This is a genomic window from Rhodococcus sp. NPDC055112, assembly GCF_053607505.1.
In genome coordinates, this window is record NZ_JBSGTR010000025.1 from 35,530 (window position 1) to 61,240 (window position 25,711).

The following is a 25,711-nucleotide window of genomic DNA, read 5'->3' on the forward strand; positions in this document are numbered from 1 at the left end:
TCGGTGTTCGGTCGTGGACACCCGTTATCTTACTCCGGAGTAAGATAGGAAGTCGAGAATTTCGTCAGAGTGATCACGGTCACTCGCCTGGCCTCCCGCTATGCGGTGAGCGCGCTTGATCGTCGACACTTCCGCAGCCAGGCTGGGGGACATGGCGGACAACTCGGCCACCGCGATCATCGATCCGCACGTGCATCACTGGCTGCCGTCGAGCAGGCCCTGGTATCCGCTGATGCAGGAGCGCGAGGGCGCGAGGCCTTCGACGCTCGGCGACTTGAGCCGATTGGCGCACGACTACACCTCGGCGGACTATCTCGCCGACTCCGCGGGCTACCGCGTGCGCGCGGTCGTGCACGTCTCCGCCGTCAGCCGAGCAGGCACGCACATCGACGAACTGGAGTGGATCGGGGAACTCGCCCGCGCGGAGGGTTGGCCCGCCGCGGCGATCGGCACCGTCGACCCCGCCGCCGGCTGGCCGTCGATCCGGGCGGACCTCGACGCGCAACGACGCAGCCCGCTCTTCCGCGGGATCCGGGTGCTGCGCGGGCTCCGCCCCGACTCCGAGGTGACCGTGCCGCTGCTCGACTACCTGCGGCGGCACTCGCTGGTGTTCGACCTCGTCGCGCATCCTCGATCCATGCCGGGCTGGTCCGAGGCGCTGCGCGGCCACGAGGATCTGGTCGTGGTCCTCGAGCACGCCGGGTGGCCCATCGCCGCAGCGGATTTCGATGAGTGGTCGGCCGCGCTCGGCCTGCTCGGTGCGCACGCGAACGTGCAGTGCAAGATCTCGGGTCTCGGCATGGCGCTGCACACCCTGGACGGGGCGGTCCAGCGACCGTGGGTGTTTCGGTGCCTGGAGGTCTTCGGTCCGCGGCGCACGATGTTCGCGAGCAACTTCCCGGTGGACCGCATGTACGGCGAGTTCGACCGGCTCTATGACGGGTACCAAGCGGCGGCGGCGCAATTCGAGGCCACCGATCGGTCCGCCCTGTTCGAGGCGAACGCGCGACGCGTGTACGGACTCCTCCCCAGGTAGGAGGATTCCGTCGCTCGGCTCACCTACCGTTGGGTGGTGATCGAGATCCGACCGCATCGCGACCTGCGCCCGTTGGTGCGCTGTGCGCCCCTTGTCCTGGTGCCGCTGATGCTGCTCGCGAGCGACTTCCCCGGCGAGTACCAGGTGCCGGCCGGCTACTGGGTGTTGTCCGTGGCCGCGGCCGCTGCCTTCGTCGTGGGCGACCGGTGGCCGCTGCCCGTCTCGGTCGTGTTGTCCGGGCTGGCGGTTCCGCTGTTCGCCGCGGACGCGTGGGGGCTGTCCGAGCTGGTCCCGTATCTGGGCGCGGTGTCGCTGGCCGAGGTCGCGATGCGCACGCATCGGACCTGGCAGGTGGTCACGGCGACCGCCTGCTGGACCGGGGCGGTGCTCGCCGGGATCTTGGCCGACGGCCATACGGACTTCTGGCGCCCCGCGACCGCGGTCTCGACGGTGGCGTATGTGGGTCTACCGCTGTTGCTCGGGCTGTACCTGCGTGCGCAACGGGACCTTGCGGTGACCTACCGGGCGCAGGCCGCGGCGGCCGAATCGCGCAGAGCCGAAGCCGAACTCCACGCGAGGACCGCCGAACGCAGTGCGCTGGCGAGGGAACTGCACGACCTCGTCGCCCACCACATGGCATCGATCGTGCTGCGGATCGGGGTCGCGCGGCACGTGCTCGCGGATGCGGATCCGCGGGTTCACGCGGTGCTCGACGACGTGCACGAGACGGCCTCCGATGCGCTCGCCGACATCCGCAGGCTGTTGGTGGCGTTGCGGGATCCGGCGCTGGGCGAGGTCGCGCTGGTGGAGTCCGACGCGGTGCCAACGGAGATCGAGGCCGCGATCGAGCGCACCCGGGCGGCGGGGTTCACGGTCTCCTCGGAGGTGGACCCGGACCTCGGCGGGCTGGACGCGATCGGCAGGCTCACCTTGCTGCGGGTGGTGCAGGAATCGCTGACCAATGTCATGAAGCACGTGGATCCCGGCGGGGCGGTCGCGGTGACGGTGGCACGCCGCAGCGCGGGCATCGCCGTCCGTGTGACCGATTCCGGCCATGGCGCCGGCGCCCCGAATCCGGCCGGGCACGGGATCATCGGCATGGGCGAGCGGGTCGAACTCGTCGGCGGCACCCTCGACGTAGGACCCACCGAGCGGGGGTGGGAGGTCGATGCCTGGCTCCCGGGCGTCGCCGTCACGGCTGGGGAGGGGGAGCGGTGATCCGATTGCTGATCGTCGACGACCAGCGCCTGGTCCGCGCCGGGCTGCGGATGCTGTGCGAGTCGACCGAGGACCTCGAGGTTGTCGGCGAGGCGTCGAACGGGGTCGAGGCGGTCCGGTTGGCCGCCGAGTTGTCGCCGGACCTGATCCTGATGGACCTGCGGATGCCGGGACTGGACGGCATCGAGGCGACCCGCCAGATCCTCGGGTCACGGCCGCAGGCGAAGGTGTTGGTGCTGACCACCTTCGACGACGACGATCACCTCTATCCCGCGCTGGCGGCGGGGGCGGCGGGATTCCTGGTCAAGGACACCGCGCCGACCGATCTGTTGAGCGCGATCCACCGCATCGTCGACGGCGACATGCTGTTCTCGCCCGCGCTGCTGCGCCGCCTGGTCGACCGCGCGCTCGACTCCGGTCCGCAGCGGGACGGGGACGTGGGTGCCGCGCTGACGGCGCGCGAGCAGGAGGTGCTGGTCCTCGTCGGTGAGGGGCTGAGCAACCAGGAGATCGCCGACCGGCTGCATCTCGGGGTGACGACCGTGAAGACGCACATCGCCAACCTGATGGACAAGACCGGTTGTGACAACCGGGTCCGGCTGGCGGTCTACTCGCACAAACGCGGCTGAGCCGCACCTTTGAAACCTGCACACAACCTTCACAACTCCTGCCGGGCATCCCCACACACGGCCCATACAGTCGGTGCATGACCCAGCGAAGAGTGCTCGTCGTCGACGACGAACGCACGATCTCCGAGTCGATCGCCGCGCGGTTGCGCGCGGAGGGGTACGAGGTCGAGACGGCCGCGGACGGGCCGGGCGCGGTGACGGCGTGCGCGAGTTTCGTCCCGGACGCGGTCGTGCTGGACGTCATGCTGCCGGGTTTCGACGGGCTCGAGGTGTGCAGGCGCATCCAGGCCACCCGGCCGGTTCCGGTGCTGATGCTGACCGCCCGCGCCGACGAGACGGACATGGTGATCGGGCTCGGGGTTGGCGCGGACGACTACCTGAGCAAGCCGTTCAGCATGCGGATCCTGGTCGCTCGGGTTGCCGCGCTGCTGCGCCGTTCCGAGCGTGCCGTGCCGGAGCAGCCCGAGATCCTCGCCGTCGGCGCGGTGACGATCGATCTCACGGCTCGGCGGGTCCGGCTCGGGGCCGAGGAGGTTCACCTGACCCGAACCGAGTTCGACCTGCTGGTGCACCTGGCCCTGCGTCCGCGCGCGGCGATCGCCCGCGAAACGCTGCTCGAACAGGTCTGGGGCTGGGGCGAGTCGGCCAGTAGCCGCACCGTCGACAGCCACGTGAAGGCGTTGCGCCGCAAGCTGGGCGGCGACATGATCCGCACCGTGCACGGGGTCGGTTACGCGCTGGAGGTGCCGAGGTGAACTGGCCCCGGCCGCTTGACCCGTTGCGTTCGTTCAAGGCCAAGACCGGTTTGCTGGTCGTCGCCTCGTTGTTCCTCGCCTCGCTGACCTTCTGGATCACCGCCCAGTGGCAGTTCCGGTTCGCCTTGCTCGCGGCCCTTCTCGCTGCGCTCGCGGTGACCCAGGTGCTCGCGCACGGGATGACCTCGCCGCTGCGGGAGATGACCGCAGCGGCGCGTGCGATGGCGACCGGGGACTACTCACGCCGGGTGCGTTCGACGTCGCGGGACGAGATCGGTCAGCTGGCGACGGCGTTCAACCAGATGGCAGAGGACCTCGAGGCCGACGACCGGTACCGCCGCGAGCTGATCGGCAACGTCTCGCACGAGCTGCGCACTCCTATCGCGGCTCTGCAGGCGGTGCTGGAGAACGTGGTCGACGGCGTCGAGACGCCCGATCAGCAGACGATGCGGTCGGCGCTCGCACAGACCGAACGGCTGGGCAGCCTGGTGGCGGACCTGCTGGATCTCTCGAGGCTGGAGGGTGGCGCGGTGCCGTTGCAGCGCAGCACCTTCGAGATCGAGCCCTTCCTGGACGAGGTGATCCGACAGGCCGCGGGCCCAAGCGGTCCATTGCCTGCCCGGGTGGAGGTGACGCCTGCGGGGCTGCGCGCCGTCGCGGACACGGCCCGACTCCATCAGGTGATCGCCAACCTCATCGAAAACGCGGCGCGGCACGGTTCGCCGGATGCGCCCGTGCGGGTGCGGGTCCGGGTCGACCAGGACTCGGGCCAGCTGATCCTCGACGTGCACGACGACGGCCCCGGCATCCCCGTGGCCGACCGGTCCCGGGTGTTCGAGCGCTTCACCCGCGGCGGCGCGCAGGACGGCGGGACCGGCCTCGGGCTCGCGATCGCTCGCTGGGCGGTCGAGCTGCACAACGGCCGCATCGAGGTGCTCGACACGGGTCCAGGCTGCTGCATCCGGGTATCGATTCCGCAGAGCTAGCCACAGACAAGCGAATTCCCTTGGGGGTCCGGCCTTCCCGGCCGGTCCCGTGATGACGCCTGCCCGCGTGCCGGGTGGGCGCGGATCAGGAGGACCAGATGAGCGCAGAGACGATGGACCTGGCGACGACGGCGGCCCGACCCGGGGCCGTACAGGCGCTACACCCATGGAAATGGCCGCGCGGGATGTGGCGGGGCGATCGGACGTCGGTGGCCCCGCGCGTGACCCTGGCCACCGCGCTGGGTGCAGGCGCCATCGCCACCTTCACCCTGCAGGTGACGGTCGTGAGCATCGCCTATCTCCTGACCGGAGCGGCGGTGGCGGCGACGGCGTTCGCGACCGCACGTCCGCGTCCGACGAGGCTGCAGGTCGGCGCGGTGCTCGGTGCCCTCGCCCTGCTCGCGGTGGCAGCGGTGCGCGGCGCCGAGTGGCTGATCACGCTGTGCGTGGTGGCGAGCTGGGTCGTCGGATCGGTCGCGGTGGTCGGTGGCTGGACGTGGACGGGCCTCGCGCTGGCGTCGACCGCGGTCTGGCTCACCCCCGTGCGGGTGACCGGCTGGGTGCGGCGTGGCCGAGCCAGGTTCCGGACCGGGCGGGGCCTGAAACCGGGGCGGGTGCTCGTCGTGACGGCGATCAGTGTCGCGCTGGTCCTGGTGTTCGGTTCCCTCTTCGTCAGCGCGGACCCGCAGTTCGCCGAGTTGTTCGGCGCCGTGGTCCCCGACGTTCGGATGACGAATCCGGTCGGCCGCCTGATTCTCGGTTTCCTCGTCATGGGTACGGCCCTCGCGGCGGCCTACCTGCGGCGGCGGACCCCGCGTTTCGATGCCCTGGCGCCCCGACCCGGGCGCCCGGTTGCGCTGTGGGAGTGGGCGGTGCCGCTGGCGCTGCTGGACCTGCTGTTCGCCGTCTTCGTCGCGGTGCAGGTGCGGGTGCTGTTCGGTGGGGACGACCATGTGCAGGACACGGACAATCTGACCTACGCCGACTACGCGCGGCAGGGCTTCTGGCAGCTCGCCGCGGTCACCGTTCTCACCCTGGCGGTCATCGCCGCCGCCGTCAGGAAGGTGAATCGGCAGGAGGCGGGGGACCGGTTGTTCGCCCGCGTGCTCTTGGGCGCGCTCTGCGTCCTCACCCTCGTGATCGTCGCGTCGGCGGCACACCGGATGTCGCTGTACGAAAACGAGTTCGGCTTCACCCGGCTGCGTGTGAGCGTGATGGCGACTGAACTGTGGCTGGGTGCGGTCTTCGTGTTGCTGATGGTGGCCGGGGTGCGGACGTCGGCGCGGTGGTTGCCGCGGGCGGTGCTGGCGTCGGCGGTGGTGGGTCTGCTCGGGTTCGCCGCGCTCGATCCGGACGGCTACATCGCGGAGCGGAACGCGCAGCGGTACGCCGACACCGGGGACATCGATGTCGGATACCTGCGCGGCCTGTCCGTCGATGCGGTGCCCGCCCTCGACCGGCTGCCCGAGCCCGCGCGCTCGTGCGCGCTGATCGGGATGGACGTCGACGACGATGCGCCGTGGTTCGAGTACAACAGCGCGCGGTCGCGTGCGCGGGAGATCCTGCGGGCCAGGCCGGTCGGGGAGTGCAGCCCCGATGTCAGACCGGCTTCCTGGCCTCGATGAGGAAGCGCGTCGTGTGCGCGAGGAACGGACCCTCCGCCTGGATCCGGTCGTGCAGGACCTTGAGCTCGGCGCGGTAGCGGTCGACGGTGAAACCCGGGACCATCCAGATCACCTTGCGCAGGAAGTAGATCACCGCGCCGATGTCGTGGAACTCGGTGCGCAGTGATTCGAATCGGAGGTCGACGACCTCCAGCCCGGATTCCTCGGCCGCGGCCCTGGCGGCGTCGGGGTGGCGCCTGCGCCGCACCTCGGTCGGCTGTCGCCCGAGGAAGTACTCGACGAGTTCGAAGACGCTGTGCGGGCCGACCTGCTGGGAGAAGTAGGTTCCGCCGGGACGCAGGACGCGAGCGATCTCCTCCCACCACACCGTCACCGGATGGCGGCTGACCACGAGATCGAATGCTCCGTCGGCGAACGGCAGTGGCGGCTCGTCCTCGTCGGCGACGACAGCGACGCCGAGGGGATGCAGCAGCGCCGTGGCGTTCGCGATGTTCGGTGGCCAGGACTCGGTCGCCACCGCCAGGCGGGGAAGTACAGGTACCCCGGCGAGCACCTCCCCGCCTCCGGTCTGGATATCCAGGGCCGCGGACGCGCGCTGCATCCGGTCGCCCATCGCCGCGGCATACCCCCACGAGGGGCGCTGCTCGGTCGCCCTCCCGTCGAGCCAGGAGAAGTCCCAGCCGTCCACCGAGACCGAGTCGGCCTCTGTCACCAGGTCCTCGAAGGTGCGCGACATCGCTCAATCCTGGCAGAGGCTAGGTCCAGGGCGGGATGGGCCGCTTGACCCACATGATCTTCTCGTCGGCGTGCGCGGGGGTGGCCTGCGGGTGGTCGGGGTTCGCCGCGGCCCACGCCGACTTCTGGTCGAGGAGTTCGGCGACCACGGTCCAGGTCTCCCTTGTGCTCGGCGGATTCGCGCCCGCCGCCCTGGCGAGCTTGCGCAACCGGTCGTCGGGCAGGTCGAGGAGCTCGGCTCCGCTGATGGCCCGGTCCCACGCGAACCGGGCCAGCTCGGTGGCCTTCTTGCGCCTCTTCCGGTCGGCCGCGTCGGTGTGCGCGAAATCGACCTCGCTCGGTTCCATCGGGCCTCCCAACCGCTAGCCGCCGTGCCCTCCGCCGTGTCCGCCGGACGCGGGCGCAGGAGCTGCAGGCGTCTCCATCGTCATGTTCATGTCCATCGTCATCGGGGCGGGCCGCTGGCCGGGCTCGAGGACGAGGAACTGACCCATCATGCCCTGATCCTCGTGCAGCAGCAGATGGCAGTGGTACATGTACGGAAAGGTCGGGTCGGAGTACTCGGTGAAGCGCAGCGCCAGCCGGAACCGGACCCCCGGCGGCGTGTAGACGGTGTCCTTCCAGCCGGCCAGCGCCGGGGGCGGCGGGCTGCCGTCGATGTCGATGATCTGGAACTGCACGTCGTGCACGTGGAAGTTGTGCGGCCAGTCGTCGACGTTGCGCACCGTCCACACCTCGGTGGTGCCGACGGTGGGGGAGAAGTCGATGCGGTTCATGTCCATCTGCGCGCCGTTGATCATGAACCACTGGAGCTCGAAGCTGCGTTCTGCGGCCGCGCCGGTGGGGTCGAGCCGTGCGATGGTCGCCAGCGATGCGGGCAGTGCGGGTGAGCCGGTCGGGTTCTCGCTGGAGCGCAGCTCGAGGATGTCGAAGCTGTCCTGCACCCCGAACGCGGCCGCGTCGCCGCGGTCGAGTCCGGCGTTGTCCTCGTGGGGCACCGCGCGCAGCAGCGCGTTCGAGCCGCTCACGGCCACCACGATCTCGGCCCGCTCGCCGGGGCTGAGCCGGACCCGGGTGAGCGGCACCGGCGCCGCCAGCAGGCCGCCGTCGCTCGCGACCAGGTGAAACTCGCGATCGTCGGCGAAGCCGAGGTTGTACATCCGGCCCGAGGAGCCGTTGAGGATCCGCAGCCGAACCCTCTCGGTGCTGACCGGCAGGTGGGCGCCCGCGATCCCGTTGGTGACGATGGTGTCGCCCAGCAGCCCGATGTCGGTGGGGTCGGACTCGTCGAGGGTTCCGTCGGCCGTGAAGCGCTTGTCCTGGATGATCAGCGGGATGTCGTCCACCCCATAGGTCTTGGGCAGGTCGACCGCGTCGGTGACGTCGTCGTCGACAAGGAACATTCCGGCCAGGCCGCGGTAGACGTGCTTCTCGGTTGAGCCGTGCGGGTGCGGGTGATACCAGAGGGTGGCGCCCGGCTGGTTCACCGTCCAGGCCGGCTCCCAGCGGGCGCCTGGCTCGATGGTCTGGTGCGGTCCGCCGTCGAAGCGTGCGGGCACGTGCATCCCGTGCCAGTGCACCGTGGTGGCCTCGGGCAGGCCGTTGTCGATGGTGAACGCGACCGACTCGCCGCGGCGGGCGCGGATGGTCGGACCCAGCATCGAACCGTTGAACCCCCACGTCGCGGTCGACGTGCCTGCCAGGATCTCCGAGCTGCCCGCCCCAGCCGTGAGGGTGAAGTGCCGGGTGCCCGCCGCGTCGGTCGTCGCGGTCGCGAGCGGCGGGATGGGCAGCGGCCGGGAGGAGGCCCGTGCCGGGCTCGGCTGCGCTGGGTTCGATGGACTGACGGCGCATCCGGCGGAAAGGGCGATCGGGGTGGCGGCGAGCCCCATCAGGAAGGCGCGCCTGGAGACGACGTTCATGGCCTCGAGTCTTCGTGGCGGGGGACCGCGTGCCGCCCGCCTCGAGGCCGGTGTTCCGGCTGTTCGGCTCCTCCCGGCGGGCCTTGTGCTGGCAGTCGTGCTGTGTTAGCGCGCGATGCAGGCGCCGGTGTGGCATCGTTCTGTCATGCCGGTCATCGCCCAGATATTCGCTGGTCTCGCTGCTGCGCTACACGTCGTGATCTTTGCCATGGAGAGCGTGTGGTGGACGCGCCCGGAGGTCTGGAAACGCTTCGGCCTGACCAGCCAGCAGGACGCGGATGTCGCCCGTCCGTTGGCCTACAACCAGGGTTTCTACAACCTCTTCCTGGCGATCGGCATCGTGGTCGGCCTGGTCATCGGGGGAGTGGCGGGGCACGCCATCGTCGTCTTCTGCTGCGTGAGCATCGTCGGTGCCGCGGTGGTCCTCGCCTCGACGGGCGCAAAGTACCTGCGGCCGGCGGTGGTTCAGGGGATCACCCCGCTGCTCGCGCTGATCACCGCGGCGGTGTTCTAGAACGGCGGGGGTTGGTACTTGTCGCGTTCCCTGAGGATCGCCAGGTGTTCGGCGTGGTGGGTGCGGAGTTGTGCGCATCGGGCGAGGTGGCGGGGGTCGGCGATGGTGGCCAGCTCCGGGAGTGTCGGGGGTAGGTCTGTGGGTTGCATGTGGGTTTCCCACCAGGTCGGTTCGTAGATCCCGAGGTCGGGTGGTTCGGGCGGCGGTGGTGCCGGTGTCGGTTTCACGGTCGGCTTAGTTGCGGGTTTCTTGGTGCGGTTGCTGGGTCGTTGTTCGACCGGCAGCGGCACGGTGATGCCGATGGTGCCGTGCGCGCCGACCCAGGCGATGACGTCGCCCTCGAGCCGGATGACGCGGAAGAGGCGGTCGGTTTTGGCTTGGTGGTGTCGGGTGCAGGCGGGTTCGCCGTTGCTCTCGACGGTCCAGCCGCCTGCGTGGGGGTTGTCGGGGTCGAATTCGACGATGTGGTCGAACTGGCAGTCGCGGGCCTTGACGGTGCAGCCGGGGAAGGTGCAGGTGTCGTACTTGTCGAAGACGGCGGCGCGGACGGCGTTGCTGGGTCGGTAGGTCAGGGCGCCGCGGGGCGGGTGGTCGTGGCCGCCGTGCCCGTCGGGGTACTGGCCGTCGAGTAGGGCGGGGTTGGCGGCGATCGCGTCGAGGATGTCGGTGATCCGCGGCTCGCGCGGGGCCGCGTCAGGTTGCTGCGGAGCCGATGCCGACGGGTCTTGCCGAGGCGGTAACTGCCCGGAAGGCCTGCGACGCAGTCGATAGCGGGTGGGAAATCCGGCCGCCGGAGTCGGGACAGAGCTGTCTCCTAAACCGATGTCGCTCTTCGGTTCTCGGATCGGATCGGCGTTCGCAGGGTCCGGCGGATCAGCGTCCACCGGGTCACCGTGCCCACCCCGTGGGTCGTGTGCGGGCTCATGGCACTCCCTCTCAGCCACCTCGCCGCCGTCGCCGGTGTCGGTCTCGTCCTCGTCACCGACAGCAGTGTTTCGTTCGGCGTGGATTCGCCGCGCATCGGCGATCACCGCCTGCCACGTCGCATCACCCGCCAGCAACCGCGCCAGCTCCGGATCGATCGGTCCGTGACCTTCGAGGTGGCTGGGGTTGTCGGCCAACCGCAGCAGGGTGTCGAGGTCGATATGGATATGCACCTCGGGCTTCGGCCGTTCGGGTCGGGGCAAGTGCGCCGTGCGGCAGTCCTCGCGCCCGCACTGGCAGTGCAGATAGCTTTCGCCGTGCACCAGCGCCATGAACGCATCGGTCCGCAGAGTGTCGACCGTCCGCGGGTCCTCCCGGCACACCGTGCCCGCCATCTCCTGGATGAGACTGTCGAGTGTCCGACCCTCCGCCGCGGTCAGTGTCGCGTACACCTGCGCCATGCCGTGCAGGCCCGCGGTCACCGACACCCGCCGAGAGTGCCGCTCCCGCCGCCTGCGCAGTTCCTCCGCCTCCGCCGGGTTGATGCGGATCAACTCCCGCATCACCTCCGCCGTCAACTTCCGCGGCGTCAAATACAAAGCGGCATCGGCAAGATGGCCCTCCATCAGGGCCAGGGTCGCGTCGGAGATCTCGGCGGTCGCCTCGACAATCGCGAACACCCGCGAAAAGTCCACCCGCCCCGACACGAACACCGCACGGATCAGCGGCAACCGCAGATCCAACGCATTGCCCACCGCCACAAACCGTTCCGCCGTGACCGCACTCACACCCAGAGCGAGCGCAGTTTCCATCTCCGCGGACCGCCCCGCCCGATAGGCGAACTCCTCCCCGAACAGATCCACCTCGTGGGCGAACTGCCGACGCGCGAAACGCGCCGCGGTCAGCACCTTGTGCGCCGCCGCGATGTTCTCCGCCCGCCCGAACTCCCGCAACGCCGACAACGCCGCAGCACCGTCCTCGAAATCCACACCGGGTTCGTCGCCGCGGGCACCCTCACCCGCGACCCCACCTCGAAACCCCCCGGTATCGAACATGTGTACGAGTCTACGCCCGACCGCCGACAAGATGATTCCGCCGGTGAGTTCAGCAGGGTGTGCCTCGATCTATCACTCGCAGTACTTGTTCCGGCGTATGTCCTGGCCAAAAGGCGTGCATCGCCCATGTGGCGCCGGCAAGGCTGAGCGCCTCGAGGTCGACGCCAGGACGAGCTACCACTGCGATATCGAATGTCCCAGACGAACCATGCACGGTCTCGATTCTCTCCACGATGCGCGCAACCCCTGCAGCATCTATTTCGAGTGGAAATATTCCGTCGTATCGTGCGGCTCGCTCTATCGGGCGGCCAAAAGTGCGCTCGGTACCGAACCACAGTGGAATCCGTGGCTGCTGGACCGGCCGGGGGCGGATTTGTACCTCTTCGGCCACCAGGAGCCCACGGTGGGTGACGGTCTCGCCAGCCCACAATGCCGCCAAAACTTCGGCGCCTTCATCGAGTGCTCGGCCACGCTGACGAGGATCGGCGACGTCACCGAAGGCCGAGTACTCCCGCCCGGCATCGCTGCCTGCGCCCAATCCCACGATCAGTCGGCCACGACTCAGATGGTCGAGGGTCACCGTCTCTCGTGCCAGTTTGATCACCCGCCGCCGTGGCAGTGGTGTCACCATCGGCCCCAACTTGATCCGGCTGGTCACCGCCGCCGCAGCGGCCAAGGCCACCCAGGGATCCGCGATCTCCCACTCTCCCGGAATGGGACTCAGGACATGATCCCAAACAAAGAGCCCATCCCAGCCCGAATTCTCAGCGGCCTGTGCAATATCGGTGATCGCGTGCGGGTCAGCCAGTGCGCCGAAGAGCGGCACGTAGATCGCATGACGCATCGTCGAACCATAGCGCCGCTGCGCCCAGGATTCGATGGGTCCGCGCTGTTCACTGACCCTTCAAGTCGCTACGCAGTACTCGGCTGCCCCAGTCGGAGCCGCTCCAGCACCGCGTCGTGCAGCAGGCCGTTGCTCGCCACCGCGCTGCCGCCGTGGGGGCCCGCGCTGCCGTCGAGCGCGGTGAAGCGTCCGCCCGCCTCGCGGACCAGGATGTCCAGCGGCGCCAGGTCCCACAGCGAGACCTCGGGTTCGGCTGCGATCTCCAGCGCGCCCTCGGCCAGGAGGCAGTAGGAGTAGAAGTCGCCGTAGCCGCGGACCCGCCACACCTCGTCGGTGAGCGCGATGAACTGGTCGCGGATCCCGCGGTCACGCCAGCCGCTCAGGCTCGCGAAGCTCAGGCTCGCCGACTCCAACCGGTCCACCGCGGACACCGAGATCGGGGTGGGCTCGCCGCCGTCGAACGAGGCGAAGGCGCCCGCGCCCTCGGACGCCCACCAGCGCCGCTTCAGCGCGGGGGCGCTGATGACGCCGACCACGGGAACCCCGTCCTGCAGCAGCGCGATCAGGGTGGCCCACACCGGGACCCCGCGGACGAAGTTCTTGGTGCCGTCGATCGGGTCGACCACCCACTGCCTGCCCTCGAACGTCGCGTCGCCGCCGAACTCCTCGCCGAGCACCGCATCGTCCGGACGCTCCGCCGCCAGTACCGCCCGGACCGCACGCTCGACCGCGAGGTCCGCGTCCGAGACCGGGGTCAGGTCGGGCTTGTCGTCGACCTTCAGATCGAGCGCGCCGAAGCGGGCCATGGTGATGGTGTCGGCCTCATCGGCGATGCGCAGTGCGAGTTCGAGATCGGTCACGGCGAAGACGGTACTCGACCCGGGTCCGGACTTCCTCGGCGATTCACCGCGCATTCAGCGTGAGTCGGGCGGCCGTTTCGCCGCGACTGTGACGATCGGATCGTGATGCTGACACGGCGCAGTGTTCTCGTCGGAGGTGGCGCGCTCGCGGGCCTCGCCGCGGCACAATTCGTCGGTATGACCGCGCACCCGCCGGGCCGGGCCGCCCAGCCGAGACAGAAGCCGTCGACGGCAGTCTGGTTCGACGTGATCTCCGACATCCAGGGCGACCTCACCGACCTCGACCGCGCGCTCGACGGACTCGCGGCGTTCGGCCGGGCGGATGCGCTGCTCGTCAACGGAGATCTCACCCCGAACGGCCGCGAGCACGAGTACGAGGAGCTGTTCGACCGGCTGCGCCGCAGCGAGCATCCGGACGCGCTGTACACGATCGGCAACCACGAGTTCTACAACGGTGACTCGAGCGAGGTGTCGGTCGAGCGGTTCCTGCGGTACTCGGCGATGCCGGGGCTGTTCTCCGCGCACGAGGTCGCCGGGGTGCCCGTGATCCGGCTCGGCACCACGGACGGCAGCGAGGCGAGCGGGCACTGTGTGATCCTCGGCCGCACCCAGCTGGACTGGCTGCGGGACACGCTCGAGGAGTGCCCGCGCGAGCGGCCGGTACTGGTGATGAGCCATCACGCGTTGCCGGGCACGGTGTCGGGGACGTTCACCGATCCGCTCACCCAGGCCCCGAAGATCTACAGCAGTGACTATGCGGAATTCGACGAGCTGCTGGCCGTGCTCGCTGGATTCCCCAACGTGCTGCTGCTGAGCGGACACACCCATTGGAGCCTCTATCGCGAGGACTGGCTGACCAGGCGGACCGCTCCGGGCGGGCATCCGGACGGATTCGCCGCGGTCAACACCGGCGCCGTGCAGACCGGATTCGGCCCGGACGGCCGTGGTGGTGAGGAGCCCGTCGACCGGAACGAGAACCAGGGCCTGCGGATCGAGGTGGACGGCCCGGCCGTCCGGGTCCACGCGCTCGACTTCAGGCGGAACGCGGTGATCCGGACGGCGGAGTTCCGCGTCGACGGCGGGCCCGGCCCCGTGGTCGTCGCGTCGCCGGGCTGGCCGGTGGTCACCTGAGGGCGACCGTGGCGGCAATCCGCTGCGGGCACCGGTAACCTTGATTCTTGTGCATCCCGACGTTTCCGCAGACCTGGCCGAGCTCAACACCACCCTCACCACCGTCGAGCGGGTGCTGGACGTCGAGGAGCTGCGCCGGCGCATCGACGAACTCGAGCACCAGGCGGCAGATCCGGAGTTGTGGAACAACCAGGAGCACGCCCAGCAGGTGACCAGCCAGCTCTCCCACGCGCAGTCCGAGCTGCGCCGGGTCGAGGGCCTGCGCGGACGCCTCGACGACATGCCGGTGCTCTACGAGCTGGCCGAGGACGAGGGTGCCGACGCAGTCGCCGATGCCGATACCGAGCGCGCGTCGTTGCGCGAGGACATCGCGGCGATGGAAGTCAAGACGATGCTCTCGGGTGAGTACGACGAGCGTGACGCGCTGGTCAACATCCGGTCCGGCGCCGGTGGCATCGACGCCGCCGACTGGGCCGAGATGCTGATGCGCATGTACATCCGCTGGGCCGAGAAGCACGGCTACGGCGTCGAGGTCTACGACGTCTCCTACGCCGAAGAGGCCGGCATCAAGAGCGCGACCTTCGCGGTCAAGGCGCCCTACACCTACGGAACCCTCTCCGTGGAGATGGGCACCCACCGCCTGGTGCGGATCAGCCCGTTCGACAACCAGGGCCGGAGGCAGACCTCCTTCGCCGAGGTCGAGGTGTTGCCGGTGGTCGAGACGACCGACCACATCGAGGTCAACGAGAACGACGTCCGCGTCGACGTCTACCGCTCGTCCGGCCCCGGCGGCCAGTCCGTCAACACCACCGACTCCGCGGTGCGGCTGACGCACATCCCCACCGGCATCGTGGTCACCTGTCAGAACGAGAAGTCGCAGTTGCAGAACAAGGTCTCGGCCATGCGGGTGCTGCAGGCCAAGCTGCTCGAGGTCAAGCGCCGCGAGGAGCGGGCCGAGATGGACGCCCTCAAGGGCGACGGTGGCAGCTCCTGGGGCAACCAGATGCGTTCCTACGTGCTGCACCCGTACCAGATGGTCAAGGACCTGCGCACCGAGTACGAGGTCAACAACCCGTCGGCGGTGCTCGACGGCGACATCGACGGCTTCCTCGAGTCCGGCATCCGCTGGCGGATGAGCGCGGAGCAGGTCTAGCTGGTGTTCTCGGCGTTCAAGCTGGTCCCGGATACCGGATTCGAGGTTTGGCTGAAGTCCAGTGGCCTGGAGATCGTGCTCTATGTCATCGGCGGGCTGCTGGTCGGGCGGTTCCTCTCCTGGTTGGGGAACAAGGTCACCGATCGGATCGACCTGAACTACCACCAGGGCGACGCGCTGGTCCGGTCGGAGGCGACCAAGCACCGGCACGCCCTGGCCCAGGTGATCACCTGGGTGCTCATCATCATCGTCTACACGTTGGTCACCATCGAGGTGTTGCAGCGGCTCGGCTTCTCGGTCGCGAGCCTGGTCGCGCCCGCGACCGTGCTCGGCGCCGCGCTCGGTTTTGGTGCGCAGCGCGTGGTGCAGGACATCCTGGCCGGCTTCTTCATCATCGCCGAGCGGCAGTACGGCTTCGGTGACGTCGCCCGGATCGCCATCACCGGATCGTCGGAGGACGCCTACGGGACGGTCGAGGACGTGACCCTGCGGGTGACGCGGCTGCGGTCCTCCGACGGCGAGGTGATCACGGTGCCCAACGGGCAGATCGTCAAGGCCGTCAACCTGTCCAAGGACTGGGCGCGGGCCGTGGTCGACGTCCCTGTTCCCGCCACCGCGGACATCAACCACGTCAACGACGTGCTGCGCGGTGTCGGCCGGGACGCGTTCGCGGATCTCGATCTCGAGCCGCTGCTCCTGGACGAGCCGTCGGTGATGGGCGTGGAGAGCCTCGAGCTGGACACCGTCAACATCCGAATGGTCGCGCGCACGCTGCCCGGCAAGCAGTTCCAGGTGGGACGCGAGCTTCGGGTGCGGGTCGCGGAGGCGCTGCGCCGGGAGGGCATCCTGGTCGGCCCTGACCTGGCGGCCGATCAGATTGGGGACAACGGATGACCGCCGAGCGCGCGAAGAAGACGGAATCGGCCAACAAGCACGAGCGGCGCTGGTCGGTGCCGAAGACACTGTTCGGCCGCGCCAGGACCTCCACGGTCGCCCTCTCCGTGGCGTTCGTCGCCACGGCGATGCTGCACGGATACCTCAACCCGGAACCGACCGATACCGAGAAATCCGGCCCCGCGGTGCCGGTGCCCTCGGAGAACCAGTCGCCGCCGTCGAAGCGCTCGGAGCCGAGCACCTCGACCCCGCCGCCGAGCAGCAGCACCACCACCAGTGCGACGCCGACGACCACGGCGCAGGAGCCGGTCACGACCACCCCGCAGCCCGCCGTCGTGCTGCCGCCGTGGCTGCCCGTCCCGTCCGGGGTGGAGCTGCCGGAGGGGGTCGTGACGGCCACGCAGGAGACGCCGACCACACCACCCACACCCACCCCGTAGGGCCTGGACCTGCGCGTCCGTCGAAACCCAAGGTCACCGTCGGATAACGGCTAAACTGGCTCTCCGTGATCAGCGTGGAGAATGTGTCCAAGTCCTACAAGACCTCGTCGAGGCCTGCACTGGACAAGGTGAGTGTCTCGGTGGACAAGGGCGAGTTCGTCTTCCTGATCGGCCCGTCCGGGTCTGGGAAGTCCACCTTCATGCGGCTGCTGCTCAAGGAGGACACCCCCACCTCGGGCGACATCAGGGTCGGGGACTTCCACGTGAACAGGCTGTCCGCGCGCCGGGTACCGAAGCTGCGGCAGAGCATCGGCTGCGTCTTCCAGGACTTCCGGCTGCTGCAGCAGAAGACCGTGACCGAGAACGTTGCCTTCGCCCTCGAGGTGATCGGCAAGCCGCGCAACGTGATCGATCGCACCGTTCCTGAGGTGCTGGAGCTGGTCGGTCTGTCCGGCAAGGCGGACCGACTGCCCACCGAGCTCTCCGGCGGTGAGCAGCAGCGCGTCGCCATCGCGCGGGCGTTCGTGAACCGGCCGCTGGTGCTGCTCGCCGACGAGCCCACCGGCAACCTCGACCCCGACACCACCGGCGACATCATGCTGCTGCTCGAACGGATCAACCGCACCGGAACCACCGTGCTGATGGCCACCCACGACCACCACATCGTCGACTCGATGCGGCGCCGGGTGGTCGAACTCGACCTCGGACGCGTGGTGCGCGACGAGGCCCGCGGTGTCTACGGCGTGGGGCGTTAGGTACCCCCGACCCCTCGCCGTTCACCCCGACATACGAAGGACAAGACTTTCCGATGCGCGCCAGCTTCATCTTCAGCGAGGTTTTCACCGGCCTGCGCCGCAACATCACGATGACCGTCGCGATGATCCTGACGACCGCGATCTCGCTCGCCCTGTTCGGCGGCGGACTGCTCGTCGTCCAGATGGCGGGCAAGACGCAGCAGATCTTCCTCGATCGGGTCGAGGTGCAGATCTTCCTCACCGACGATGTGTCGATCTCCGACCCCGACTGCCGCCAGGACATCTGCTCGACCCTGCGCAGCGATCTCGAGAGCACCCCGTCGGTGGTGTCCGTGCAGTACCTCAACCGGGCGGACGCGGTGGCGGACGCCAAGGAGCGGGTGTTCAAGGATCAGCCCGAGCTCGCGTCGATGGTGAGCGAGGACTCGCTGCCCGCCTCGTTCAAGATCAAGCTCAGCGACCCGGAGCGATTCGGCGTGATCAACGATTCGTTCGGTGCCCGGCCGGGCGTGCAGAGCGTGCTCAACCAGCGCGACCTGGTCGAGCGGTTGTTCAGCGTGCTGAACGGAATCCGCAACGCGGCCTTCGCGATCGCCATCGTGCAGGCGATCGCCTCGATCCTGCTGATCGCGAACATGGTGCAGATCGCGGCATTCACCCGCCGCGCCGAGGTCGGGATCATGCGGCTCGTCGGCGCGACCCGCTGGTACACCCAGCTCCCGTTCCTGTTGGAGGCCGTCGTCGCCGCGTTGATCGGTGCCGTGCTGGCGATCGCCGGATTGTTCACCGCGAAGAACCTGTTCATCGACGACGTGCTCACCGACGTCTACGACGCGAACATCGTCGCCCGGATCTCGAACAGTGACGTGCTGCTGGTGTCGCCGTTCCTGGTGCTCACCGGTGTCGGCATGGCGGCGATCACCGCCTACATCACGCTGCGGCTCTATGTCCGTGAGTAATCGGTTGCGCCCCGGGCATATCCTGGGGACAGAACTCGATCACTGCGCGGACTGAAGGGGCCCGAACGTGAAGGAAAAGGGCCGCAAGGTCATCGCGACCAACCGCAAGGCGCGACACAACTATTCGATCATCGACGTCTACGAGGCGGGCGTGGCGCTGGTCGGCACCGAGGTGAAGAGCCTGCGTGAGGGCAAGGCGTCGCTCGTCGACGCCTTCGCCACCGTCGACGACGGCGAGGTGTGGCTGCGCGGGCTGCACATTCCCGAGTACACCCAGGGCAGCTGGACCAACCACTCGCCGCGGCGGACCAGGAAGCTGTTGCTGCACAAGCGGGAGATCGAGCACCTGGTCGGCAAGACCAGGGAGGGGAACCAGACGCTGGTCCCGCTCTCGATGTACTTCTCCGACGGCAAGGTCAAGGTGGAGCTCGCCCTCGCCAAGGGCAAGCAGGACTACGACAAGCGTCAGGACCTCGCGCGACGGACGGCCGAGCGGGAGGTCACCCGCGAGCTCGGGCGTCGTGTGAAGGGCATGAGCCGCTAGCGGGCGACCTGGGCGGCCAGCGCGTCGGGCATCAGCTCGTAGCGAAGGTGGCAGCGGGAGAACTCGGCGTTGCCGTGCACGAGCGAGTTGAGCTCGACCGGGTAGCGAGCGAGCTCGATCTCGGGCACCTCGGCGCGTAGCAGCGACAGTCCGGGACCCTTCACCTCGGTCCCGAGGACCCGGCCACGCCGGGCCGACAGGTCACTGAGAACGGCGCCGAGGTAGTCGTCGGGGAGCGTCACGGCGACGGCGGCGACAGGTTCGAGCAGTCGGATCGAGGTGTGTCCCGCGGCGTCGCGGAGGGCGAGGCTCGCGGCGGTCTGGAAGGCGGCGTCGGAGGAGTCCACCGAGTGCGCCTTCCCGTCGACGAGGGTCACCCGCACGTCCACGAGCGGGTGACCGGTCGCCACGCCCTTCTCCAGCTGGGCGCGCACGCCCTTCTCGACCGACGGGATGAACCCCTTCGGCACCGCGCCGCCAACCACGTGTTCGCGGAACTCGAATCCCGATCCGGTCGGTAGCGGTTCGACCTCGAGGTCGCAGATCGCGTACTGGCCGTGGCCGCCGGACTGCTTGACCAGCCGCCCGTGCCCGGATGCGTTGCCGCCGAACGTCTCCCGCAGTGCGACCTGGTACGGCACGGTGTCCACGTGGACGCCGTGCCGGTTGCGTAACCGGTCGAGCGCCACCTCGGCGTGCGCGTCGCCGGTGCACCACAGGACCAGTTGGTGGGTGTCCGGGTTCTGCTCCAGCCGCAGGGCCGGGTCCTCGGCGGTCAGTCGGGTCAGCGCCTGGGAGAGCTTGTCCTCGTCGGTCTTGCTGTGTGCTTCGACGCCGATCGGCAGCAGCGGCACCGGCAGCGCCCATGCCTCCAGCGGGGCGGGCTCGTCGGTGTCGCCGATGGTGTCGCCGATGTGCGCGGTGAGCTTGGGTAGGCAGACGATGTCGCCCGCGACCGCCTCGGGCACCGGCCGCTGCAGTTTGCCGAACGGGCCGGTGAGGGTGGTGACCTTCTCGTCGGTGCTCGCGACCGAGGTGGCTGCCGCGCCCGCGACGTGGACGTGGGTGTCGGGGAGCAGCGTCCCGGAGAAGACGCGGACGAGGCTGATGCGGCCGACATAGGCGTCGCCGGTGATCCGGATGACCTGTGCGGCGAGCGGAGCGTCCGGGTCGGCCGCGGGCGCGGGTCCACGCCGATGGGTGGGATCCGGGAACGCACCGGTGATGAGGTCGAGCAGTTCCGCCGCGCCGACGCCGTAGTCGGTGGCGGCGAGCGCGGGGTGCAGGGCACAGTCGACGATCTCCCTGCGCAGGCCGTCGGTCAGCGCCTCCTCGTCGAGGGGTTCCCCCGCGAGGTAGCGCTCCATCAGGCCGTCGTCCTGGCCGGAGATGGCCTCGACGAGGCTCTCGCGCGCCGCGTCGGCCTCGGGGCAGGGGCCGGGTTCGCCGTAGCTGCGCCCGGTGAGCAGGCCGAGCGACCCGCAGGGCCTGCCGTCCGCGAAGACCGGGAGGTAGACCGGCCGCAGCGTGTCGGTGCCGAGTCCGAACGCGTCGTGACAGGCGGTGAGGATCTCGTCGAAGCCGCTGCGGGCCACGTCGAGCTTGGCCACCACGATGGCGCGGGGAATGCCTGCCGCGGCACATTCGCGCCACAGCGCGCGGGTGGGGGTCGTCACCGGGTCGGTGGCCGAGACCACGAAGACAGCGGCGTCGGCGGCGTGCAGACCGGCCCGCAACTCGGCGCCGAAGTCGGGGTGGCCAGGCGGGTCGAGGAGATTGACCTTGCAGCCGTTCCACTCCAGCGGCAGGACCGCTAGCTGGACCGATCGCTGCTGTTGGTGCTCGATTTCCTCATAGTCGGAGACCGTGTTGCCGTCCGGGATCCGGCCGGCGCGGCCGATGGCCCCGGCGGCGAGCGCGAGCGACTCGGCCAGGGTGGTCTTGCCCGCGCCGCTGCACCCGATCAAGACCACGTTGCGCAGCTGTTCGGGACGCGAGGCGGGTGGGGCGTTGCCCGCGCGAACCGTCATCCGGTCGGCCATCGATGTCTCCTCCCGCAGCGACGGGCTGACCCGATTCTAGGCGGGTCGGCCCGTCGCAGCCGGAGGAATGACCTATCGAGACCGCAATGAGCTACTTCGCGACGCGCTCCCACATCTGCAGGTAGGCCTCGGCGCCGCGGCTCATGTCCTCGATCATCTTGTCGCCGTCGTTCCCTGCCGCGATCCGCATGTCCGCGATCCAGTCGGGGATCAGCCCGTACTGCGCGACGCCGTCCTTGTTGACGTCGAAGACGCGTTCGCCGGTGCGCTGGCGATCCATCGTCGTGCCGCCGTCGAAGGTCTTGTACGGATACTGCAGCGGGTTGGTGTCGGCGTCCTCACGCGGCTGCGCCTGCGGGCCGAAGCCGTTGGTGTCCGCGCCGTAGCCGAAGCCGTAGTAGTAGTCCTCGCTGCGATCCGCGCGGGCCTTGCGCCAGGCGGAGACGAAGCTGTCCTTCTTCGGGTCGGAGTTGAGGCCCGAGGCGTAGGCGGCGACGAAGCCACCGAGCGCGTAGATCCGCTTGTAATTCAGCGGGTCGGTCCAGCTGTGCGTGGAGACCACGCCGGAGTACTTGGCCTTTTCGAGGATCCGCAGCGTGTCCTCCGCGGTCTTGACGCTCATGTGGTCGAGATCGACGATCATGCCGCGATCCATCATGCCGCGGATCATGTGCTCGCCGAGCTTCGTCAGTCCGCGGGTGTTGCAGAGCGGTCCGGACGGATAGACCGGGGTGGTCACACCCGGCGGCAGCGCCGAGAGTACTTCGGCCGGGCCGTCGCCGACGGAGAGCAGCGGGTTGTCGTGCTCGGGGGTGGTGCATGGCTCGGCCTGCCAGAACTTGCCGGTGCCGAGGAAGTTGCCTGCGTTGACGGCGATGCCCTGGATGCCCGGATCGAACCGGACGCCGCCGAAGGCGTTGTCGAACTTGTGCGTGACGACCATCTGCCGCACACCCATCGCGTAGACCTCGTCGAGGCCGCGGTCGATGTCGGCCTCGTTGCACTGGGGCACGTCGTTGCGGATGGAGCATCCGAACAGCTCGGAGGTCTCGATGCCGATGGTCACCGCGAGCTTGCCCTCGCTCGCCACCTTGCGGACCTCTTCAGGAGACCTGACGATCCGGAACCAGCCGCGACCGGGGCCGCCGTACTGGGCGTCGATGTAGTCCTGCATCTGCCGGACCTGCTCGGCCTGCGCACGGATGGTGTCCATGTCGTTGCAGGAGCGGTTCTTGAGCGGATAGACGTCGCAGAGCACCCGGTTGTTCACCAGCAGGTTGGTGAAGACGCGCAGTCCGCCGCGCCAGGCGCGCTCGACCCACCTGTAGTAGGTCTGCTCGTGGGTCAGCGAGTCGTGGCTCGGCCAGTCCTTGAAGGTCGGCCAGCCGGTGGTGTCGTGCTCGGCGACCGGGGTGCCGTGCGAGAGGATGTTCTCGAGCAGTGCAGGCATGCCGTCGGTGCCGTGGTCCGCGCAATCCTTCAGCGCCACGGTGATGCCCTGCGGATCGAAGGGGGTGCCGCAGTGCACCTGGCCGCCGATGAACAGGTTGGCGTCGAGGTGGACGTGCGCGTCGATGAACCCACGTACCTCGCCGTTCGGTCCGGTGCCGGAGAGCGGCTTACCGGTCGCGTTCACCTCGGAGTCGGGGAACGTCGCGCAGCCGTCCGCCGGGGTGAGGACGAAACGCCCGCCCGCCGGGTTGGCTCCGGGGTCGGTGAGCTCCATGTTCCCGTTGGCGGCCGTGAGCTGGTTGCCATTGGCCGTCGCGGTGACCGCGTAGGTGCCGTCGGTGTGCGTCAGCGTCCAGTCGGTGGTCGGCAGCGCGTCGCGGGTCGAGACCACCGCACGCTTGCCGTCGTGGGCGAGCATGTCGCCGCCCTTGCCGTAGAACATGAACCGGCCCAGCTGCGCGGCATGCGTGCGGAACGCCTCGGCGCCGCCGACCGTGTCGGCGTCGGCGCGGTAGCCGCCGTCGGCGCGGCGGACGAACTTCCCGCTCTGCTCCGACTTGAGGGCGTAGCAGCCGTTGGCCAGTCCGAAGACGGGATCATCGCCGGGGCCGATCGGGTCGGACGAGGGCTGCGATGCCGCGATCCCACCGCCGGCCAGGACCAGTGCCAGCGTGGCGGCCAGTGCGTTTACCCATCGGCGGCGTGAACGCCCTGGTTGATGTGTCATGTGGCTTCGACTTCCCCGATCAATCCGCTAACTGATTTTGCTGAGAAGGGTAGTTCATTTTGGACAGACGTCCAGATGAAACGCCGCAGAATTTAATGGGATGATTTCGCGGCGCAGGGGCGTTACAGTATGTGGTCCCAGCACAGTGCTGGGTACGTACGGGGCTGAACGGTTTCGACTTTGTACGTTGAGTTAGGGGAAGCGTGTCGGTGCAGGCAAGAGACCACCGTAAGCGTCGCTGCAAACCTATAAGCGCCGATTCCAATCAGCGCGACTACGCTCTCGCTGCCTAAGTAGCGAAGCGTGTCTGTCAGTCCGATCTCGCCCTCGGGTCGGGTACTGGCATCAGCTAGAGGGCTTTACCGGTCGGCTCGGTCACGGAGTCGTTCGGGACATCAAACAGTGACTGGGATCGTCATCACGGCTTGTTCGCGAGACCGGGAGATCCGAGTAGAGGCTTAGCGAACTGCACACGGAGAAGCCCTAGCGATTCGGCGGAGGACCCGGGTTCGATTCCCGGCAGCTCCACAAAGGCCCCGGTCAGGCCCCAGAAATGGGAACCCTGACCGGGGTTCTTTTTTGCCCGCGTGGGGCTGCCGAGCTGCAAGCGCCCACAGGCCTGGTCAGCTTCACCCCGATCGCATGAGGCGGCGAGTCGGTGCAGGTTCATAGCGTGGCAGCACGACATCCGCGTTCTCGTTGGAGGTGCTGTGCAATGACAATTGGCAATTCCGGTTCCGCGTCCACATCGGCTGAGCTGCTCGCGGCGATCGAGTCCATCTCCTCGCCGGACGTCATCGACACCCCGTTCGGGCGGCTGAATTTCTTCGACGGGGTCCCGCTGCCCGAGTCGGTGTCGACGATCTACGACGCGCTGGACCTGATCCGCGGGATCGACGTGTTCCTCAACTGCGTGCCCGGCGCATCACTGGCTGCGCTCCGACGCGGCCTGCGCACGTTCGGCATCGACTCCCCCCGCACCATCGGCTACACGGACCCGCGGGCGAACTCGCGCATGATCGGCCTGACCCCGAACACCGAAACCACCTACGGCACGACCTTCCTCGACCTACAGGCCTGGGGTCCGACGATTGTCGAGGCACCACCCAACTCGATGTGCGTCGTCGACGACTTCTGGTTCCGCTACGTCACCGACATGGGCATCCCGGGGCCCGATCACGGTCTGGGCGGCAATTACCTCTTCCTTCCGCCCGGATATGAGGGTGAGGTGCCGGACGGCTACTTCGTCCTCCGCAGCCCGACCTTCACGAACTGGGTGGTCCTGCGCGCGCTCGGCGGTGTCACGGACATGAGGAAGACGCGCATCTATCCGCTGAGCGAGGCGGATTCCCCGCGCCCCAACGAGTGGATCAACTGGGTCGAGGAGAGCTGCAACACGGTGCACGCGAACGACCTGTCGTTCTTCTTCGAGCTCGATGAGATCGTCCAGGAGGAGCCGGCCGAGGCGCTCGATCCGGAACGAGCCGGTCAACTCGCCGCGATCGGGATCGTCAAGGGCCGACCTTTCGAGCCGGACGAACGGATGCGCGGCATCCTCGACAAGGCGGCACGCATCGGTGCCGGAATGGCGCGGGCGCTGTCCTATGCGCCGCGGGATCCACAGGCCTCGCTGTACGGGTCGTGGAACAACGCATTCGTCGGTGGCAGTCATGAGTTCCTCCGGGACGGCGCGCGACTCCTCGACGCCCGCACACAGTTCCACTACATCGCCACGGTCATCACCCCGGCGATGGCGCGCGCGAGGGTCGGCGCCGGCTCGGCCTACGCCTACACGGTGCACGACGCGCGAGGCGCGGTCCTCGACGGCGGCCGCAGCTACCGGCTGCACGTGGACCCGAACCCGCCGGCGAAGAACTTCTGGTCCGTCGACGTCTACGACACGCAGACCCGATCGCTGATCCAGGTCCCGTCGACGATCTGGCCCGCCGTGGCGAGCAACTCCGGCCAACTGGTCGCCAACGACGACGGCTCGCACGACCTGTTCTTCGGCCCCACCGCGCCGGAGGGTAGGGAGTCCAACTGGGTCGAGACGCTCCCGGGCAAGTCCTGGTTTCCCCTGTTCCGTCTGTACGGTCCACTCGAGCCGTGGTTCGACCAGACCTGGAAGCTGGGTGAGTTCGAGCCACTGGACTGACATCGGCCGCCCGTGGTGTTGCCGATGTGTAACGCTGGGTTACGAAACCCTACTGGCAGGTTTCTTTCTTGTAATGCATTGCGCCCCAGGGTGTTCAGGGCTTGGTGATGATGCTTTTGCTCGGCTACAAATACAGGAGCGCCGAGGTGGCGTCACAGCGAAGCAAGGCTTCACGGTCGAGAAGGAGTGATCACATGGGATCGACAGCAGAGGATCTCACCATGGTCGCGGCAGGGGCGACCTTGGTGTCGGCGGTTGTTGCGGTGGTCGCGGGCATCGCAGGCGTCGCTTCGCTTTCTGCGTGAGCGTGTCCACGCTCACCGTCAGCTGAGAGGCAAGGCCCCGCAGTCGAAATC

At 68.6% G+C, this 25,711-nt stretch carries 23 protein-coding genes and 1 other RNA gene; 16 read left to right on the top strand and 8 right to left on the bottom strand.

What is annotated here, in order from left to right:
- Window positions 1-151: 151 nt before the first annotated feature.
- From ACWFRB_RS13625 to ACWFRB_RS13650, 6 genes are all read left to right on the top strand, one after another.
- Window positions 152-1,036: an amidohydrolase family protein gene (locus ACWFRB_RS13625; protein ID WP_452641655.1), complete on the top strand. Its 885-nt coding sequence runs from the start codon at window positions 152-154 to the stop codon at window positions 1,034-1,036.
- 36 nt (window positions 1,037-1,072) lie between these two features.
- On the top strand, window positions 1,073-2,254 hold the full coding sequence (locus ACWFRB_RS13630; RefSeq protein ID WP_452641656.1) for a sensor histidine kinase: 1,182 nt from the start codon (window positions 1,073-1,075) through the stop codon (window positions 2,252-2,254).
- Window positions 2,251-2,883, top strand: coding sequence for a response regulator (locus ACWFRB_RS13635; RefSeq protein ID WP_452641658.1), 633 nt, complete (start codon window positions 2,251-2,253; stop codon window positions 2,881-2,883). Before ACWFRB_RS13630 ends, ACWFRB_RS13635 begins: the two co-directional genes overlap by 4 nt.
- Before the next feature lie 77 nt (window positions 2,884-2,960).
- Entirely contained in the window at window positions 2,961-3,638 is a 678-nt protein-coding gene (locus ACWFRB_RS13640) for a response regulator (protein ID WP_452641659.1), read from the top strand.
- Window positions 3,635-4,624 (top strand): HAMP domain-containing sensor histidine kinase, encoded by a 990-nt coding sequence (locus tag ACWFRB_RS13645; RefSeq protein WP_452641660.1) that lies wholly within the window; start codon window positions 3,635-3,637, stop codon window positions 4,622-4,624. The genes ACWFRB_RS13640 and ACWFRB_RS13645 overlap by 4 nt, the downstream gene beginning before the upstream one ends.
- 98 nt (window positions 4,625-4,722) lie before the next feature.
- Window positions 4,723-6,249: a DUF4153 domain-containing protein gene (locus ACWFRB_RS13650; RefSeq protein WP_452641661.1), complete on the top strand. Its 1,527-nt coding sequence runs from the start codon at window positions 4,723-4,725 to the stop codon at window positions 6,247-6,249.
- Here the strand turns inward: ACWFRB_RS13650 and ACWFRB_RS13655 are convergent.
- The 3 genes from ACWFRB_RS13655 to ACWFRB_RS13665 are packed head-to-tail and all read right to left on the bottom strand — an operon-like array spanning window position 6,224 to window position 8,906.
- On the bottom strand, window positions 6,224-6,985 hold the full coding sequence (locus ACWFRB_RS13655; RefSeq protein WP_452641662.1) for a class I SAM-dependent methyltransferase: 762 nt from the start codon (window positions 6,983-6,985) through the stop codon (window positions 6,224-6,226). The genes ACWFRB_RS13650 and ACWFRB_RS13655 overlap by 26 nt on opposite strands.
- 19 nt (window positions 6,986-7,004) lie before the next feature.
- Entirely contained in the window at window positions 7,005-7,331 is a 327-nt protein-coding gene (locus ACWFRB_RS13660; RefSeq protein ID WP_452641664.1) for a hypothetical protein, read from the bottom strand.
- A 15-nt stretch (window positions 7,332-7,346) separates the two neighbouring features.
- Window positions 7,347-8,906 (bottom strand): multicopper oxidase family protein, encoded by a 1,560-nt coding sequence (locus ACWFRB_RS13665; protein WP_452641666.1) that lies wholly within the window; start codon window positions 8,904-8,906, stop codon window positions 7,347-7,349.
- A 145-nt stretch (window positions 8,907-9,051) separates the two neighbouring features.
- Here ACWFRB_RS13665 and ACWFRB_RS13670 point away from each other — a divergent pair, with 145 nt between their 5' ends.
- A complete protein-coding gene (locus ACWFRB_RS13670; RefSeq protein WP_452641668.1) occupies window positions 9,052-9,420 on the top strand; it encodes a DUF1304 domain-containing protein in 369 nt (122 codons plus the stop codon).
- On the opposite strand, the gene ACWFRB_RS13675 is transcribed toward ACWFRB_RS13670, so the two are convergent.
- The 3 genes from ACWFRB_RS13675 to hisN form a co-directional block, all read right to left on the bottom strand.
- Entirely contained in the window at window positions 9,417-11,399 is a 1,983-nt protein-coding gene (locus tag ACWFRB_RS13675; protein ID WP_452641670.1) for a DUF222 domain-containing protein, read from the bottom strand. The two genes, ACWFRB_RS13670 and ACWFRB_RS13675, sit on opposite strands and share 4 nt — an antisense overlap.
- A 49-nt stretch (window positions 11,400-11,448) precedes the next feature.
- Window positions 11,449-12,243, bottom strand: a complete 795-nt coding sequence (locus tag ACWFRB_RS13680; protein WP_452641672.1) for an LLM class flavin-dependent oxidoreductase — start codon at window positions 12,241-12,243, stop codon at window positions 11,449-11,451.
- 68 nt (window positions 12,244-12,311) lie between these two features.
- The gene (gene hisN, locus ACWFRB_RS13685; protein WP_452641674.1) at window positions 12,312-13,157 is read right to left on the bottom strand and encodes a histidinol-phosphatase; all 846 of its coding nucleotides are present in this window, start codon (window positions 13,155-13,157) and stop codon (window positions 12,312-12,314) included.
- Window positions 13,158-13,208: 51 nt separating this feature from the next.
- Between hisN and ACWFRB_RS13690 the strand changes: the two genes are divergently transcribed.
- The 7 genes from ACWFRB_RS13690 (at window position 13,209) to smpB (ending at window position 18,979) form a co-directional block, all read left to right on the top strand.
- Window positions 13,209-14,234, top strand: a complete 1,026-nt coding sequence (locus tag ACWFRB_RS13690) for a metallophosphoesterase family protein (protein WP_452641688.1) — start codon at window positions 13,209-13,211, stop codon at window positions 14,232-14,234.
- 49 nt (window positions 14,235-14,283) lie between these two features.
- A complete protein-coding gene (gene prfB / locus ACWFRB_RS13695; protein WP_097213653.1) occupies window positions 14,284-15,387 on the top strand; it encodes a peptide chain release factor 2 in 1,104 nt (367 codons plus the stop codon).
- Window positions 15,388-15,390: 3 nt separating this feature from the next.
- Complete coding sequence (locus tag ACWFRB_RS13700; RefSeq protein ID WP_452641676.1) at window positions 15,391-16,281, top strand: mechanosensitive ion channel family protein; 891 nt, start codon at window positions 15,391-15,393, stop codon at window positions 16,279-16,281.
- Entirely contained in the window at window positions 16,278-16,721 is a 444-nt protein-coding gene (locus ACWFRB_RS13705; RefSeq protein ID WP_452641678.1) for a hypothetical protein, read from the top strand. The genes ACWFRB_RS13700 and ACWFRB_RS13705 overlap by 4 nt, the downstream gene beginning before the upstream one ends.
- A gap of 65 nt (window positions 16,722-16,786) precedes the next feature.
- The gene (gene ftsE / locus ACWFRB_RS13710; RefSeq protein ID WP_452641680.1) at window positions 16,787-17,476 is read left to right on the top strand and encodes a cell division ATP-binding protein FtsE; all 690 of its coding nucleotides are present in this window, start codon (window positions 16,787-16,789) and stop codon (window positions 17,474-17,476) included.
- 53 nt (window positions 17,477-17,529) lie between these two features.
- On the top strand, window positions 17,530-18,435 hold the full coding sequence (gene ftsX / locus ACWFRB_RS13715; protein ID WP_452641681.1) for a permease-like cell division protein FtsX: 906 nt from the start codon (window positions 17,530-17,532) through the stop codon (window positions 18,433-18,435).
- A 67-nt stretch (window positions 18,436-18,502) separates the two neighbouring features.
- A complete protein-coding gene (smpB, locus tag ACWFRB_RS13720) occupies window positions 18,503-18,979 on the top strand; it encodes an SsrA-binding protein SmpB (RefSeq protein WP_077041093.1) in 477 nt (158 codons plus the stop codon).
- Here the strand turns inward: smpB and ACWFRB_RS13725 are convergent.
- Window positions 18,976-21,021 (bottom strand): elongation factor G-like protein EF-G2, encoded by a 2,046-nt coding sequence (locus tag ACWFRB_RS13725; protein ID WP_452641683.1) that lies wholly within the window; start codon window positions 21,019-21,021, stop codon window positions 18,976-18,978. The two genes, smpB and ACWFRB_RS13725, sit on opposite strands and share 4 nt — an antisense overlap.
- Before the next feature lie 91 nt (window positions 21,022-21,112).
- On the bottom strand, window positions 21,113-23,200 hold the full coding sequence (locus ACWFRB_RS13730) for a membrane dipeptidase (protein WP_452641684.1): 2,088 nt from the start codon (window positions 23,198-23,200) through the stop codon (window positions 21,113-21,115).
- Between the two features lie 160 nt (window positions 23,201-23,360).
- Here ACWFRB_RS13730 and ssrA point away from each other — a divergent pair.
- Window positions 23,361-23,731, top strand: a transfer-messenger RNA (tmRNA) gene (gene ssrA, locus ACWFRB_RS13735).
- Window positions 23,732-23,915: 184 nt separating this feature from the next.
- Window positions 23,916-25,355 carry a DUF1254 domain-containing protein gene (locus ACWFRB_RS13740; RefSeq protein WP_452641685.1) on the top strand — a complete coding sequence of 480 codons (1,440 nt, stop codon included), beginning with the start codon at window positions 23,916-23,918 and terminating at the stop codon, window positions 25,353-25,355.
- Window positions 25,356-25,711 lie beyond the last annotated feature (356 nt).

Excerpts from the sequence above, each read along its gene's own strand:
- ACWFRB_RS13670 (WP_452641668.1), top strand. The coding sequence starts at position 9,052 with ATGCCGGTCATCGCCCAGATATTCGCTGGTCTCGCTGCTGCGCTACAC.
- ACWFRB_RS13625 (WP_452641655.1), top strand. The coding sequence starts at position 152 with ATGGCGGACAACTCGGCCACCGCGATCATCGATCCGCACGTGCATCAC.
- ACWFRB_RS13650 (WP_452641661.1), top strand. The coding sequence starts at position 4,723 with ATGAGCGCAGAGACGATGGACCTGGCGACGACGGCGGCCCGACCCGGG.
- ACWFRB_RS13665 (WP_452641666.1), bottom strand. The coding sequence starts at position 8,906 with ATGAACGTCGTCTCCAGGCGCGCCTTCCTGATGGGGCTCGCCGCCACC.
- hisN (WP_452641674.1), bottom strand. The coding sequence starts at position 13,157 with ATGCGCGGTGAATCGCCGAGGAAGTCCGGACCCGGGTCGAGTACCGTC.
- ACWFRB_RS13690 (WP_452641688.1), top strand. The coding sequence starts at position 13,209 with ATGCTGACACGGCGCAGTGTTCTCGTCGGAGGTGGCGCGCTCGCGGGC.
- ACWFRB_RS13740 (WP_452641685.1), top strand. The coding sequence starts at position 23,916 with ATGACAATTGGCAATTCCGGTTCCGCGTCCACATCGGCTGAGCTGCTC.
- ACWFRB_RS13705 (WP_452641678.1), top strand. The coding sequence starts at position 16,278 with ATGACCGCCGAGCGCGCGAAGAAGACGGAATCGGCCAACAAGCACGAG.
- ACWFRB_RS13660 (WP_452641664.1), bottom strand. The coding sequence starts at position 7,331 with ATGGAACCGAGCGAGGTCGATTTCGCGCACACCGACGCGGCCGACCGG.
- ACWFRB_RS13725 (WP_452641683.1), bottom strand. The coding sequence starts at position 21,021 with ATGGCCGACCGGATGACGGTTCGCGCGGGCAACGCCCCACCCGCCTCG.
- ftsX (WP_452641681.1), top strand. The coding sequence starts at position 17,530 with ATGCGCGCCAGCTTCATCTTCAGCGAGGTTTTCACCGGCCTGCGCCGC.
- ACWFRB_RS13640 (WP_452641659.1), top strand. The coding sequence starts at position 2,961 with ATGACCCAGCGAAGAGTGCTCGTCGTCGACGACGAACGCACGATCTCC.
- ACWFRB_RS13655 (WP_452641662.1), bottom strand. The coding sequence starts at position 6,985 with ATGTCGCGCACCTTCGAGGACCTGGTGACAGAGGCCGACTCGGTCTCG.
- ACWFRB_RS13680 (WP_452641672.1), bottom strand. The coding sequence starts at position 12,243 with ATGCGTCATGCGATCTACGTGCCGCTCTTCGGCGCACTGGCTGACCCG.
- ACWFRB_RS13730 (WP_452641684.1), bottom strand. The coding sequence starts at position 23,200 with ATGACACATCAACCAGGGCGTTCACGCCGCCGATGGGTAAACGCACTG.
- ACWFRB_RS13675 (WP_452641670.1), bottom strand. The coding sequence starts at position 11,399 with ATGTTCGATACCGGGGGGTTTCGAGGTGGGGTCGCGGGTGAGGGTGCC.